Source organism: Micromonospora sp. DT46 (assembly GCF_049841735.1).
GTDB lineage: Bacteria > Actinomycetota > Actinomycetes > Mycobacteriales > Micromonosporaceae > Micromonospora > Micromonospora reichwaldensis.
Genome location: NZ_JBNCKW010000004.1, coordinates 51,793 through 65,093, shown reverse-complemented (window position 1 = coordinate 65,093; position 13,301 = coordinate 51,793). Strand labels below are relative to the sequence as shown.

Sequence of the window (13,301 nt, the reverse complement as noted above, 5' to 3'; positions counted from 1 at the left end):
CCCGACCGCGCGGCGCGGCGGCACCGACGCCCGCGCCGGCGGCCGGCCGGAAAAGCGCGCGCGTTCCGTCGGACCCCTCGGGCAGACTCGCCGCCATGTCGCCGCGATCCGTCACCGAGCTCGTCGCCGCCGTCAACGCCGGCGAGAAGATCCGCTACCTGCACTTCTGGGGTCACCGACCGCAGCGTGACGGCAGCGTCGGGCCCGGCTGCCTGAGCCAGTGGTGGCCGGCCCCGTTCACCGACGGCGAGCGGACGTACGCCACCGCCGAGCACTGGATGATGTGGCACAAGGCGATGCTGTTCGGCGACGCGGCGGTCGCCGAACGGATCCTGGCGGCCGGGCACCCCCAACGCGCCAAGTCGCTCGGCCGCGAGGTGCGGGGCTTCGACCAGGCGACCTGGGAGGCCCGGCGCGACGACATCGTGGTGGCGGGCAGCGTCGCGAAGTTCGGCCAACACGACGACCTGCGGGCGTACCTGCTCGGCACCGGCGAACGGGTGCTCGTGGAGGCCAGCCCGGTCGACCGCGTCTGGGGCATCGGCCTGGCCGCCGACGACCCGCGCGCGGACGATCCGGCGCGCTGGCAGGGCGCGAACCTGCTCGGCTTCGCCCTCATGGCGGCCCGGGACGCACTTCGCGCGGGCCGCCCGTGACCGCCGGGAGCCGCCGCCGCACGCCCCGGGCGGCAGGTCGCGGCGGCCCCCGGCGTGCCGGGTAACGTGCTGCGGCATGACCGCCGTGGCGTACTCCCACTGCTCCTTCTGCGGCGCCGCCTATCCGGCGGCGGCCGGTTGGCCGCGGGTCTGCGCGGCCTGCGGCGCGACGGTCTGGCGCAACCCGCTGCCCGTCGCGGTGGCGGTGCTGCCGGTCCGCACGGCCCGGGGCCTCGGGGTGGTGGTCGTCCGCCGCGACATCGAGCCCGCCCGCGGCCAGCTCGCGCTGCCGGGTGGCTTCATCGAGTACGGCGAGGAGTGGCAGGAGGCGCTGGTCCGGGAGTTGTGGGAGGAGACCGGCCTGCGTGCCGACGCCGCCGACGCCCGGCTCCTCGCGGTGCACGGCGCCCCGGCCGGCGGCACGATCATGGTCTTCGGCGAGCTGCCCGAGCGGCGGGCCGAGGCGCTGCCGCCGTCAGCGCCGACCGAGGAGGCCACCGAGTGGCTGGTGCTCACCGAGCCGACGGAGCTGGCCTTCTCCACCCACACCCGGGTGCTCGCCGAATTCCTCGCCCGGCGCGCGGGCTGAGCCCCGCTCAGTCGGCCAGGTACCGGGCGGGCACCGCGTCGGTGAGCCAGACGCCGTTGGCGCTGCGATAGAAGGCGTGCCCGTCGCGGGCCATCGCCGCCGCGTCCACGGTCAGCACCACCAGCTCGCCCGGCCGGCGGGCACCGACCCGTCGGGCGGTCGCCAGGTCCGGCGACAGGTGGACGTGGTGCCGGCCGGCCCGGTGCAGGCCGCTGGCCCGGATCGAGTCGAGCGCGACGCGGCTGGTGCCGTGATAGAGCCGCGCCGGCGGCGGGCTGGGCGCCAGCTCCAGGTCGACCGGGATCGAGTGCCCCTGGTTGGCCCGGATCCGCTCGACGCCGTCGGCACCGCGTTCCATGGCGAAGCGCTGCTTGTCGTTGCCGGCCACCACGGCGTCCAGGTCGGCGCGGTCGATCCCGAGCGCGGCGAGCAGGTCGTCGACCGACACCCAGCCGCCTCGGTCGGGCGCGAGGCCGAACCGGGCGGGCTCGTGCCGCAACGCCAGGGACATCCGCTTGCTCAGCCGCACCATCGCCCGATGATCCATTGGCGGAGTCTCCCCCGCCGGGCACCGCCGGCGCCATCGGATTCGGCCGGACCCGGCCACCGCATCGGCGCCGGGCCGGCCAGCCCTGGCCGGCAGCCGATATCCTCGGCCGGGTGAACGCGGCCCGGCAGAACGAGCGCAGGCTGATCGCCTCCAACAAGAAGGCGCGGCACGACTACTCGATCCTCAAGACCTACGAGGCGGGCATCGTGCTGGCCGGCACCGAGGTCAAGTCGCTGCGCGAGGGTTGGGCGTCGCTGGTCGACGCCTTCGCCCAGGAGCGCGACGGCGAGCTGATGCTCTACGGGCTGCACATCGCCGAGTACGGCTTCGGCAGCTGGACCAACCACGCGCCCCGGCGCACCCGCAAGCTGCTGCTGCGCCGGGTGGAGATCGCCCGGATCCTGGAGCGGACCCGCGAGGGCGGCCTGACCCTGGTGCCCCTGTCGATGTACTTCTCGGGCGGCTGGGCGAAGGTCGAGCTGGCCCTGGCCAAGGGCAGGAAGTCGTACGACAAGCGGCAGGCGCTCGCCGAACGCGACGCCGAGCGGGAGATCGCCCGGGAACTGGGCCGCCACCTCAAGGGCCGCACCGCGCGACGGGGCTGACCGCTCCCGTCGCCTCCCCCGCACGCCGGCCACGGACCGACCGACGCGTCGGCCGTCTCCGTCACCCGCCGGTGGCGCCGGTCCGGCCCGTCGTCGTTCGCCGCGTGCCACCGCCGTCACGGTGGGTCAACGCGGCACGCCGGACGGTCGTTGACGCGCCGCCCGCATCGTGGTGTGCTCACTCGGCCACGGTAATGAAAACCGTAGTCATTACCAGTGAACCGGAGGAGAAGCATGTCTCTCACCGTCCCGCCCGCCCTGATCGACGCCGCCGAGCGCGGCCCCGTCGACGACGCCGAGTTCGTCGCCTGCGTCCGCGACTCGCTGCCGTACGCCTGGCAGACCGTCAGCCGGGTGGCCGCCGAACTCGCGTCCACCGGCGCGGACCACGCCGACAACGTCGTCCCGCCGCCCACCGAGGCCGAACGCGGCCAGTTGCTGCGGGCGCTCGCCAGCGACGCCATCCGCGCCGGCCTGGAGCGGCACTTCCACGTCAAGCTCGCCTTCCAGAACTGCCACCGGGTCGCCGCGTTCCGCCCGGCGGCGGTCGGCTCCGACGCGTACCGGCGGTTCGTCTCCGCCCGGGGCCAGCTGCTCAACCAGTCCCCCGAGCTGCGCAACTGCTGACCCGACGGATGCGGCCGGCGGGCGGGACGGGGCGTCGAGGGCCCGCCCCGCCCGCCGGCCGTCAGCGGGGGACGGCGGGCGGAGGCGCGGACGACCCGGCCGGCCCGGGCGACGGCGGCGCGGACGGTTCGGCGGGCTCCCCTGCCGGCACCCGGCCCAGGCAGCGCGGGTCCGCCCGCCCCACCGGTTGCCGGGGGATCATCCAGTCCAGCGCCGTCTCCTCCACGTGCCAGCCGTACACGTCCACGCGGGTGACCGGGATCCGCCCCGGGTCGGGGCAGAGGAGCTGCCCGCGTACCTGGTCGTTGGGCAGGAAGCGCACCTCGCCCCGCCCGTCGAGCACGATCGTCATCCGGTCGGTCACCGTGACCGCCTGGCCACGTACCACCTCCCGCACCGGGCCCGCCTCCGGGCCGACCTCGACGGCGACCGCGGGCAGCAGCGGCACCCGCAGGAAGACCACCCCCGTCACCAGCGGCAGCACCGCCGCCACCGCGTAGGCGAGGCTGTGGGTCAGCGCCGGGGCGACCGGGCGCGGCACCGGGCCGGTGAGCACCACAGCTCCCAGCGGGGGCACGACCAGCAGCAGGGCCGTGGCCAGTTCGCCGTCGCTGATCGCGGCCGGCACGGCGGGCGCCAGCCAGGCGTAGCTCGCGGTCGCCGCCACGACCGGCAGCACCAGGGTGGCGACCAGGAGCAGGCGGGGTCGGTCCGGGTAGCGGAGCCGGGTCCGCAGCGCCAGCAGCCAGAGGGCGAGCATCATCAGCAGCGGCAGGAACCGCAACTGCCAGGTGAGCGCCGCCAGCGCGGTCGCCGCCACCAGCACCCAACCGGGGGTACGCACGGTGCCGTAGGCGAGCAGCGAGCGATCCGGGTCGAACCGGTCAGGCGCGCTGACCTGGAGCAGCCGGCCGAGAACGGTCAGCACCAGCACCACCAGCGGGAACGCCCACACCAGCGCGATCAGCAGGGCGCTGAGCAGCCCGAGCGGGCTGACGTACTGCACCAGCAGCAGCATCGTCGGCATGTCCTGCCGGCTGAGCCGCCAGAGCCGCAGCACCAGCAGCAGCACCGGGAACGCGGGCAGCAGCGTCAGCAGCCACTGCTGCGCCTGTTGCGCCTGCTTGGTGCCCGGGCGACGGTCGGCGCGCCCGATCGCGGCCGACTCGGAGACGGCAGGGCCCATCTCTCCCACGGCCACTGCCGCACCTCCACCTTCTCCTCGGGCTCCGGCTGCCGGCCGACCGCCACCTGCTGCAGGTTGCTGTACTGCTGCTCCGAGGCCAGGTACCGGTCGAACGCCGCCTTCCACCGGTAGCCGTCGGGCCCCTCCGCCGACTGCTGCAGGGAGAGGTTGACCAGGTCCCGCATCGCCGGATTGGGGCCGGTGTTCACGCCCCACTTCTCCGCCGCCTCCTCGCCGATGTCCCAGTGCTGCAACTCCTGGCGCCCTCGCAGCTTCACCGCCGGCGGCAGCTCGCCCGGCGGGCGGGGGCCCACGAAGCCGGCCAGGATCGCCGCGTCGGTGGTGACCGCGTCGACATCACCGTCGTAGAGCGCCTGGATGCACTCGCTGATCCGGTTGCGGCCGATCGGGCTCGCGCCCGCGTCCCGCAGGCGCCGCTCCGAGGTGGACGTGCCCAGCGTGCAGACCTTCGCCCGGTCGAGGTCACGCAGGCTGGCGACCTTGCGGCTGTCGGACGCGAGCGTCACCACCGACTGCTCCGTCTCCAGGTAGGGGAAGGAGAAGACCACGCCCTGCCCCTGGCGCTGCTCGGTGATGCTGTAGGAGGCGACCACCAAATCGACGGTGACGAAGCTGCCGCTGGCGTCGCGCGCCTGCCGGCGGGCCCGGTCCTCGCTCTCGATCGCCAGCAGCGTCACCTCCGGGGCGTCGAACCCCAGGTCCTCGGCGATCATGTACGCGATCTCGATGTCGAAGCCCTCGAACGCGCCGTTCTCCAGCTTCTGCGCCACGCCCGGCTGGTCGTCCTTGACCCCGATGACCAGCCTGTCCCGGTTGGTCAGCCCCGCCCGCTCGCGCAGCTCGTCCCAGGTGGGCGGGCCGGTCGCCACGATCACCCGTACCGTGGCCGCCACGATCACCACCAGCAGGAGCAGCAGGGCCGCCAGGCGCACCTGCCGGGACCTCGACCGGCGCGCGGTGGGGGCCTCCACGGATTCCGGCGCCGGTGGGTTGCCGCTGCCCTCGTCGTCCTGACCCAACTCGGCCCTCCCGGTCGCCGTCCCCCGCCCGAGCCCTCCATTGTGGTCCATCCCGCCAGGTCACGACAGCATCCGGACGGTCGGCCGTGTCGCGGCTGCGCCGGCCGCGGACACGAGGAAAATGGGCTCTTCCGGGCCGCATCCGCGACGAGCTGCCCGCCCTTCTCCTCGCATCTGCCGGACGCTAGGCTGGGCCGGTGACGACGTTCCGCATCGGGGAGGCCGCCGAACTGCTCGGCGTCAGCGCCGACACCGTGCGCCGGTGGGTCGACGCCGGGCGGCTCGCCGCCGGCCGCGACGAGCACGGGCACCGGGCCATCGACGGGGTCGAGCTGGCCGCGTTCGCCCGGGGGCAGGCCGCCGAGCCCGACGACCGGTCGGACGCCTCCTCGGCCCGCAACCGGCTGCGCGGAATCGTGGTCAACGTCGTCAAGGACACCGTGATGGCGCAGGTCGACATCCAGGCCGGGCCGTTCCGGATCGTCTCGCTGATGAGCCGGGAGGCGGTCGACGAGCTGGACCTGCGCGTCGGTTCGCTGGCCGTCGCGGTGATCAAGTCGACCACGGTGGTGGTGGAACGCGCCTCCCCGTCCGGGGCCTCCCGGGGGAGGCAGGGGTCGTGAGAGCGGCGGGGCGCTCGCGGACGGTCGCGGCGGCGGCGGCGGTGATCACCGCCCTGGTGGCCCTGGCCGGGTGCGGCGCGGGCACCACCGCCGGTGGCGGGTCGACGGACGGCACGGTGACCGTGTTCGCCGCGGCCTCGCTGACCGAGTCGTTCACCCGGATCGGCCGGGACTTCGAGGCGACCCACCCGGGCACGAGCGTGATCCTCAACTTCGCCGGCAGCGCCGCGCTGGCCGCCCAGATCAACCAGGGCGCCCCGGCCGACGTGTTCGCCTCGGCGGCGACGCGCAACATGACCACCGTCGCCGAGGCCGGCAACGCCGACGGCGATCCGGTGGTCTTCGTCCGCAACCAGCTCGTCGTCGCCGTGCCGAGGGGCAACCTGCGGGGCGTCGCCGGGCTGGCCGACCTGGCCCGGCCGGGCGTGAAGGTCGCCCTCTGCGCGGAGCAGGTGCCCTGCGGGGCGGCGGCGCGGACGGCGCTCGACGCCGCCTCGGTCGCGCTCACCCCGGTCACCCTGGAGCAGGACGTGCGGGGCGCGCTGTCCAAGGTGCGGCTCGGCGAGGTCGACGCGGCCCTCGTCTACCGCACGGACGCCCTGGCCGCCACGGCCGACGTGACGGCCGTCGAGTTCCCCGAGTCCGCCCGCGCCGTCAACGACTACCCGATCGTCGCGCTGCGGGACCCGCCCAACCCCGACGGCGCGCGGGCCTTCGTCGCGTACGTCCGCTCGGAGCGGGGACGCGCGGTGCTCACCGGGGCCGGGTTCCAGGCCCCGTGACGCGTACCCACGGCGGGCGCCTGCGCCGGCGGGGCCCCGGGGTGCCCGTCGCGCTGCTGCTGCCGGCCGTGCTGGGCCTGGTCTTCCTCGTCCTGCCGCTGGTCGGGCTGGTGGCCCGTACGCCGTGGGCCGACCTGCCGCAGCGGCTCGCCGCGCCGGGCGTGCTCACCGCGCTGCGGCTGTCCCTGCTGTCCGCCACGCTGGCCACGCTGCTCTGCCTGCTGCTCGGGGTGCCGCTGGCCTGGCTGCTGGCCCGCGTCGAGTTTCCCGGCCGGCGCCTGGTGCGCGCCCTCGTCACCGTGCCGCTGGTGCTGCCACCCGTCGTCGGCGGGGTGGCGCTGCTGCTGGTCTTCGGCCGGCGTGGCCTGCTCGGCGGCTGGCTCGACGCGACCTTCGGAATCACCCTGCCGTTCACCACCGCCGGCGTGGTGCTGGCGGAGGCGTTCGTGGCGATGCCGTTCCTGGTGATCGCCGTGGAGGGGGCGCTGCGCGGCGCCGACGGCCGGTACGAGGAGGCGGCGGCGACCCTCGGGGCGGGCCGCTGGACGACCTTCACCCACGTCACCCTGCCCCTGGTGGCGCCCGGCCTGGCGGCCGGGGCGGTGCTGTGCTGGGCCCGGGCGCTCGGCGAGTTCGGCGCCACCATCACCTTCGCCGGCAACTATCCGGGGCGTACGCAGACCATGCCGCTGGCCGTCTACCTGGCGCTGGAGACGGACGTGCAGGCCGCCGTGGTGCTCAGCCTCGTGCTGCTCACGGTCTCGGTGGCCATCCTCGCCGGGCTGCGCGACCGCTGGATCACCAGCCCGTGAGCGCGCCCCTGCTCGACGCGCACCTCGTGGTGCAGCGGGACGGCTTCCGCCTCGACGTCGCACTGCGGGTCGCCGCCGGCGAGGTGGTCGCGCTGCTCGGCCCCAACGGGGCGGGCAAGACCACCGCGCTGCGCGCGCTCGCCGGCCTGCTCCCGCTGACCGCCGGGCACCTCACCCTCGACGGCGTCGACCTGGACCGGCCGCTGCGCCGCGCCTGGACGCCGACCGAACGCCGGCCGATCGGCGTGGTCTTCCAGGACTACCTGCTCTTCCCGCACCTGAGCGCGTGGGAGAACGTGGCGTTCGGGCCCCGGCGGCACGGCGCCGACCGGCGTACCGCCCGGCGGACCGCCCACGACTGGCTGGACCGGGTCGGCCTGGCCGAGCACGCCGACCGGCGGCCCCGGCACCTCTCCGGCGGGCAGGCGCAGCGGGTCGCGCTGGCCCGCGCGCTCGCCGTCGAGCCGGCGCTGCTGCTGCTGGACGAGCCGCTCGCCGCGCTCGACGCGCGTACCCGGCTGGACACCCGGGCGGAGCTGCACCGGCACCTCGCCGCGCACCCGGGTGCCACCCTGCTGGTCACCCACGATCCGCTGGACGCGTTGGTGCTGGCCGACCGGCTCGTGGTCGTCGAGGAGGGGCGGGTGGTGCAGGAGGGGGACGCCGCCACCGTCACGGCGCGGCCACGCACCGACTACGTGGCCCGGCTCGTCGGGCTGAACCTGCACCGGGGCCACGCCGACGGGCACCGGGTCCGGGTCGCCGACGGGCTGACCCTCACCGTCGCCGACCGGCTCGACGGGGAGGTCTTCGTCGCCTTCCGGCCCTCGGCGGTGGCCCTGCACCCGTCGCGGCCCGAGGGCAGCCCGCGCAACACCTGGGCGGCGACGGTGGCCGGCGTGCAGCGGCACGGCGACGACCTGCGGGTGCAGCTCGACGGGCCGATCGGGGTGTCGGCGGACGTCACGCCGGCCGCCGCCGCGCAGCTGCGGCTGGCCCCCGGCCAGCCGGTCTGGGCCGCGGTGAAGGCGGCGCAGACCCACGCGTACCCCGCCGGCTGACACCCTGCGGCCCCCAGGGCCGGCGGCACGCGCGAGCGCTGCCCTCGGCAGCGTCGGGGCGCGGTCGACGGCGGCACACCGGATCCCGGCCAGGCAACCGCGCGGCACTGAGCCCGGGGGTGGCGCGGAGCCCGGGACGGCGCGGACGCGAGCGACGCCGGACGCGGCGCGGACCCCGGGCGGGTCAGGCGGCGGGGTCGGCGGCCAGCAGGTCGGCGTGGGCGGCCCGGAGCCGGGCGAGACCGGGGTCGCTGCCCGGGGTGACCCGGCGGTCGAGTTCGGCCCAGACCTCGGCGAGGGCGGCGGTGACCGCGCGCAGCTCGGCGGCGTGCCGGTGGGCGCTGCGCCGGTGCGCCTCGTCGAGGCGCCGGGCCCAGCCGGCGGTGACAGCGGCGAGGCGGTCCCCGTCGGCACGCGCCTGGGCGGCGCTACGGGCGGCGGCCGCCGGGACGATCGCGGCCACCGGGCGGGGATCGCCGTCGCGGGTGACGACGGTGACGGTGTCGGTCAACTCGGCCAGCGCGACGAGCTGGGTGAGCCGGGTGCGCGCCTCGCGAAGCGGCACCGAGCGCGGCTGGTCGGTGTGCGGGGTGAGAGCGGGGACAGCCATGGATGGATGGTCGCGCGCGGGTACGACACTTCCGCACGCCGACGGTCCAGGGTGGACGCGCGGACCGGAAACTGGCGCGAGCCGGGGCCCTCGCGGCGGATACGCTGCCGGCCCGGCGCCGCACCGCGAACCGGCGCGGCGCACCCCGCCACGTGAAGGAGCTGCCGTGTCCCGCCTCGACGTCCGGACGGTCGACCTGCGGACGATCAACTCGCTGACCAAGTACCCGTCGATCCCCACCTACCACGCCCTGGACCCCCGCGACGGCGGGCTGCTGGCGGAGTGCGTGGCGTTCACCGGGCCGGTCACCCTCACCGAGAAGGTCGACGGAACGAACGCCCGGATCGTCGTGCTGCCCGGCGGCGCGTACCTGATCGGCAGCCGCGAGGAACTGCTGTACGCGCGCGGCGACCTGATCGGCAACCCCGCGCTGGGCATCGTGGACGCCCTGCGCGACGTGGCCGAGCGGCTGACGGTCGCGGCGGCGGAGGACCGGATCACGGTCTTCTACCTGGAGGTGTACGGCGGCAAGGTCACCGCCGCCTCCCGGCACTACACGGCCGAGCGCCGGGTCGGGCACCGGCTCTTCGACGTGGCCGTGCTGGACGACCCCGCGCCGATGCTCGACTGGCCGACGCAGCGGATCTCGGCCTGGCGCGACGGCGGCGGCCAGCGGTTCCTCGGGGAGGCCGACCTCGTCGGGCGGGCCGAATCGCTGGGCCTGCCGACGGTGCCCCGGCTGGCCACCGTCCCCGCCGAGGAGCTGCCCCGCGACATCGACGGGACGCACACGTTCCTGACCGCGCACCTGCCCCGGACCCTGGTGGCCCTGGACGGTCCGGCCGGCCGGTCCGAGGGCCTGGTGCTCCGCGCGGCGGACCGCTCGGCCATCGCCAAGGCGCGGTTCCAGGACTACGAGCGCACCCTGAAGCGTCGCGAGGCCAGGCGCTGACGACGGTTCGGCGGCGCGCCGGTCGGGCGCGCCGCCGAACGGGCGGGCGGCGGACGGGCGGGCGGCGGACGGGCGGGCGACGGGGGCGTCGACGATCGGGCACCGACCCGCCACCCGGCGTCACGGGCGCCGGGACGCGACGGGGAAGTCCGGCCCGAACGCCTGGACAATTACAGTTAATAATCCTAATAATTGTGCATCCGTCGATCCGACGGCCCTCGTACCCGGGAGGTCCGGATGCGTCGCCCTGCCCGAAACCTGCTGCTGGCCGCCGTCGCGGCCCTCGCCACCGTCACCGCCACCACGCTGACCCTCGCCGCGCCGGCCCAGGCCGCCGGCCCGACCGCCACCTTCGTCAAGACCGCCGACTGGGGCACCGGATGGGAGGGCCGCTACACCGTCACCAACGGCGGCCCGGCCACCATCACCGGCTGGCAGGTGGCCTTCACCCTGCCCGCGGGCACCACGCTCGGCTCCTACTGGGACGCCACCGTCAGCAGCGTCGGCCAGCGGCACACCTTCACCAACCGCTCCTGGAACGGCACCGTGGCCCCCGGCGCCTCGGTGTCGTTCGGCTTCCTGGCCACCGGCTCCGGTTCCCCCACCAACTGCACGCTCAACGGCGCGCCCTGCTCGGGCGGCACGCCCACCACCCCGCCGACCACGGCACCGCCCACGACCGCTCCGCCGACCACGGCACCGCCGACCACCCCACCGCCCACCACGCCTCCGCCGACCACGCCGCCACCGACCACGCCGCCGCCGACGGGTGGGCTGCCCCGGCACGCGCTGATCGGCTACCTGCACGCCAGCTTCGCCAACGGCTCGGGCTACCTGCGGATGGCCGACGTGCCCGCCGACTGGGACATCATCAACCTCGCCTTCGGCGAACCCACCACGGTCACCTCGGGCGACATCCGGTTCCAGCTCTGCCCGGCGGCCGAGTGCCCGGGCGTCGAGACCGAGGCCGAGTTCATCGCCGCGATCCGCGCCAAGCAGGCACAGGGCAAGAAGGTGCTGCTCTCCATCGGCGGGCAGAACGGCCAGGTCCAGCTCACCACGACCGCAGCCCGGGACACCTTCGTCCGGTCGGTGGCGGCCATCATCGACCGGTACGGCCTAAACGGGCTCGACATCGACTTCGAGGGCCACTCGCTCTACCTGAACACCGGGGACACCGACTTCCGCAACCCGACCACGCCGGTGATCGTCAACCTGATCTCCGCGATCCGCACCCTCAAGCAGCGGTACGGGGCGGGCTTCGTGCTCACGATGGCGCCGGAGACGTTCTTCGTCCAGCTCGGCTACCAGTACTACGGTTCGGGCCCGTGGGGCGGGCAGGACCCGCGCGCCGGGTCGTACCTGCCGGTGATCCACGCGCTGCGCAACGACATCACCGTGCTGCACGTGCAGGACTACAACTCGGGGCCGATCATGGGGCTCGACAACCAGTACCACACCATGGGCAGCGCGGACTTCCACATCGCGATGACCGACATGCTGCTCGCCGGCTTCCCCGTCGCCGGCAACGCCGACCGCGTCTTCCCGCCGCTGCGTGAGGACCAGGTGGCCTTCGGCGCCCCCTCCTCCCCCAGCGCCGGCAACGGCTACCTCGCCCCGGCCGGGGTGCAGGCCGCGGTGACCTGCCTGGTGAAGGGGCAGGGCTGCGGCCCGTACACCCCCCGCAGCGGCACCAACCCCGCCCTCCGGGGCCTGATGACCTGGTCGATCAACTGGGACCGGTTCTACGCCTGGGAGTTCCGCCTGAGCCACGGCCCGTTCCTGCGGTCGCTGCCCTGAGCCGGTGCCGCCGCCCGGGTCACCCGGCCCGGGCGGCGGCACGGCCACCGACTCCGGCGGTTGCCTGCCGCCCGCAATCCGGTTGCGCCGGGGGCCGGCCCGGTCCACGCTGCCCTCGCGGGGCGACGGGCCGCACTGGCCGCCCGACACAGGTCGTCCCCGGTGGTACGTCCCGCACATCGGGGCCGGACCGCCGGGCCGCCCCCCGGGCGGGCGCTGCGGCATCGGGGACGGGGAGGCGGAGTGCGGAGCATCGGTGACCTGGCGCCCGGGACCGACGCGCGGACGGTGGTGCTCGTCGAGGGGCCGAGCGACCGGGTCGCCCTGGAGACCCTCGCCGCGCGCCGCGGCCGGGACCTCGGCGCCGAGGGCGTACGGGTGGTGGCCATGGGCGGCGCGACGAACGTCGGCCACTTCCTCGACCAGCTCGGCCCGGCGGGACGCGGCCTGCGGTTGGCGGGCCTCTACGACGAAGCCGAGGAGGGCTACTTCCGGCGCGGGCTGGAACGCTGCGGCTTCGGCGTCGACCTGTCCCGGGCCGACCTGACGGCCCTCGGGTTCCACGTCTGCGTGGCCGACCTGGAGGACGAACTGATCCGGGCGGTCGGCGTCGCCGGGGTGCGGGCGGTGCTCGCCGCCGAGGGCGAGCTGCGCTCGTTCGACCTGTTCCAGCGGCAGCCGGCGCAGCGGGGTCGGGCCGTCGAGGCGCAGCTGCGCCGGTTCCTCGGCACCCGGTCCGGCCGCAAGAGCGCGTACGCGCGGCTGCTGGTGCAGGCGTTGGAGCCGGACCGGGTGCCCCGCTCACTCGACGCGGTGCTCGCCGGCGTCTGACCGGAAGCCGCGCCACTCGGGCGCCAGCACCGACCACACCTCGATGTCGATCCGCCCGGCCGGCCCTGGATAGACCTGGCGCAGCGTCCCGTCGTGACGCATGCCGAGCCGCCGGGCGGTGGCGATGCTGCGGGTGTTGTCCGGCTTGGTGCGCCACTCGACGCGGTGGATGCCGCGTTCCCGTACCGCCCAGTCGACGAGCCGGCCGACCGCCCGGCTGACCAGCCCGTGCCCCTCGCCGGCGGGCTCCAGCCAGCAGCCCGCCTCGCAGCCGCCCGACGCCACGTCGAACGAGACGAACATGACCCCGCCGACCAGGGTGCCTCGCCGCCAGATGCCCCAGATGCCGCCGGCGTCGCGCGCCCACAGGTCCGCGTAGCGCTGAAGCACGGCCCGGGCACCGGCCAGGTCGTCGACCAGGAACGAGGGCGATACCCAGGGCGCGATGTGCGTACGGGCCCGGTCGAGGTGGGCGAGGAACTCCTCGGCCCGCCAGGGCTCCAGGGGACGCAGCTCCACGTCCTCGGTCAGGGACAGGGCGAACACGGTGACCTCCGATGCAGACGGTTGAGCGGGC

Annotated in this window: 16 protein-coding genes; 11 read left to right on the top strand and 5 right to left on the bottom strand. The window is 75.4% G+C overall.

The annotated features are described in order from the left end of the window. Window positions 1-95 precede the first annotated feature (95 nt). Window positions 96-656, top strand: coding sequence for an NADAR family protein (locus tag ACLQ20_RS11780; protein WP_358119845.1), 561 nt, complete (start codon window positions 96-98; stop codon window positions 654-656). Between the two features lie 76 nt (window positions 657-732). Beyond that, complete coding sequence (locus ACLQ20_RS11775; protein WP_311412605.1) at window positions 733-1,245, top strand: NUDIX domain-containing protein; 513 nt, start codon at window positions 733-735, stop codon at window positions 1,243-1,245. Window positions 1,246-1,252: 7 nt separating this feature from the next. Here ACLQ20_RS11775 and ACLQ20_RS11770 read toward each other — a convergent pair whose 3' ends face one another. Next, window positions 1,253-1,792 carry an RNA 2'-phosphotransferase gene (locus ACLQ20_RS11770; protein WP_358119841.1) on the bottom strand — a complete coding sequence of 180 codons (540 nt, stop codon included), beginning with the start codon at window positions 1,790-1,792 and terminating at the stop codon, window positions 1,253-1,255. Window positions 1,793-1,905: 113 nt separating this feature from the next. Between ACLQ20_RS11770 and smpB the strand changes: the two genes are divergently transcribed. Then, window positions 1,906-2,400: an SsrA-binding protein SmpB gene (gene smpB / locus ACLQ20_RS11765; protein ID WP_425855418.1), complete on the top strand. Its 495-nt coding sequence runs from the start codon at window positions 1,906-1,908 to the stop codon at window positions 2,398-2,400. A gap of 234 nt (window positions 2,401-2,634) precedes the next feature. Further along, entirely contained in the window at window positions 2,635-3,027 is a 393-nt protein-coding gene (locus ACLQ20_RS11760; protein WP_425855417.1) for an SCO5389 family protein, read from the top strand. A 61-nt stretch (window positions 3,028-3,088) separates the two neighbouring features. Here the strand turns inward: ACLQ20_RS11760 and ACLQ20_RS11755 are convergent, their stop codons facing one another. Together ACLQ20_RS11755 and ACLQ20_RS11750 are read right to left on the bottom strand one after the other, a co-directional pair. Continuing rightward, on the bottom strand, window positions 3,089-4,228 hold the full coding sequence (locus tag ACLQ20_RS11755) for a hypothetical protein (RefSeq protein ID WP_225851956.1): 1,140 nt from the start codon (window positions 4,226-4,228) through the stop codon (window positions 3,089-3,091). Beyond that, window positions 4,120-5,304, bottom strand: coding sequence for a transporter substrate-binding domain-containing protein (locus ACLQ20_RS11750; protein WP_151452944.1), 1,185 nt, complete (start codon window positions 5,302-5,304; stop codon window positions 4,120-4,122). The genes ACLQ20_RS11755 and ACLQ20_RS11750 overlap by 109 nt, the downstream gene beginning before the upstream one ends. A gap of 146 nt (window positions 5,305-5,450) precedes the next feature. Here ACLQ20_RS11750 and ACLQ20_RS11745 point away from each other — a divergent pair, with 146 nt between their 5' ends. Genes ACLQ20_RS11745 through ACLQ20_RS11730 form a run of 4 tightly spaced genes read left to right on the top strand, consistent with a single transcriptional unit; the run spans window position 5,451 to window position 8,531 of the window. Next, entirely contained in the window at window positions 5,451-5,876 is a 426-nt protein-coding gene (locus ACLQ20_RS11745; RefSeq protein WP_151452945.1) for a TOBE domain-containing protein, read from the top strand. Beyond that, window positions 5,873-6,658 (top strand): molybdate ABC transporter substrate-binding protein, encoded by a 786-nt coding sequence (modA, locus tag ACLQ20_RS11740; protein ID WP_151452946.1) that lies wholly within the window; start codon window positions 5,873-5,875, stop codon window positions 6,656-6,658. The genes ACLQ20_RS11745 and modA overlap by 4 nt, the downstream gene beginning before the upstream one ends. Then, entirely contained in the window at window positions 6,655-7,470 is an 816-nt protein-coding gene (locus ACLQ20_RS11735; protein WP_151452947.1) for an ABC transporter permease, read from the top strand. The genes modA and ACLQ20_RS11735 overlap by 4 nt, the downstream gene beginning before the upstream one ends. Continuing rightward, complete coding sequence (locus ACLQ20_RS11730; RefSeq protein WP_151452948.1) at window positions 7,467-8,531, top strand: ABC transporter ATP-binding protein; 1,065 nt, start codon at window positions 7,467-7,469, stop codon at window positions 8,529-8,531. The genes ACLQ20_RS11735 and ACLQ20_RS11730 overlap by 4 nt, the downstream gene beginning before the upstream one ends. Before the next feature lie 184 nt (window positions 8,532-8,715). Here ACLQ20_RS11730 and ACLQ20_RS11725 read toward each other — a convergent pair whose 3' ends face one another. Then, window positions 8,716-9,141, bottom strand: a complete 426-nt coding sequence (locus ACLQ20_RS11725) for a type II toxin-antitoxin system Phd/YefM family antitoxin (RefSeq protein WP_151452949.1) — start codon at window positions 9,139-9,141, stop codon at window positions 8,716-8,718. 166 nt (window positions 9,142-9,307) lie between these two features. Between ACLQ20_RS11725 and ACLQ20_RS11720 the strand changes: the two genes are divergently transcribed. The 3 genes from ACLQ20_RS11720 to ACLQ20_RS11710 all read left to right on the top strand — a co-directional run bounded on the left by ACLQ20_RS11720 (window position 9,308) and on the right by ACLQ20_RS11710 (window position 12,724). After that, window positions 9,308-10,093, top strand: coding sequence for an RNA ligase family protein (locus tag ACLQ20_RS11720; RefSeq protein ID WP_225851958.1), 786 nt, complete (start codon window positions 9,308-9,310; stop codon window positions 10,091-10,093). A 258-nt stretch (window positions 10,094-10,351) separates the two neighbouring features. Next, window positions 10,352-11,893, top strand: coding sequence for a chitinase (locus ACLQ20_RS11715; RefSeq protein ID WP_425855907.1), 1,542 nt, complete (start codon window positions 10,352-10,354; stop codon window positions 11,891-11,893). Between the two features lie 243 nt (window positions 11,894-12,136). Further along, window positions 12,137-12,724 carry a TOPRIM nucleotidyl transferase/hydrolase domain-containing protein gene (locus ACLQ20_RS11710; RefSeq protein ID WP_151453155.1) on the top strand — a complete coding sequence of 196 codons (588 nt, stop codon included), beginning with the start codon at window positions 12,137-12,139 and terminating at the stop codon, window positions 12,722-12,724. Here the strand turns inward: ACLQ20_RS11710 and ACLQ20_RS11705 are convergent. Continuing rightward, complete coding sequence (locus ACLQ20_RS11705; protein ID WP_327028706.1) at window positions 12,695-13,270, bottom strand: GNAT family N-acetyltransferase; 576 nt, start codon at window positions 13,268-13,270, stop codon at window positions 12,695-12,697. The two genes, ACLQ20_RS11710 and ACLQ20_RS11705, sit on opposite strands and share 30 nt — an antisense overlap. Between the last annotated feature and the right edge of the window lie 31 nt (window positions 13,271-13,301).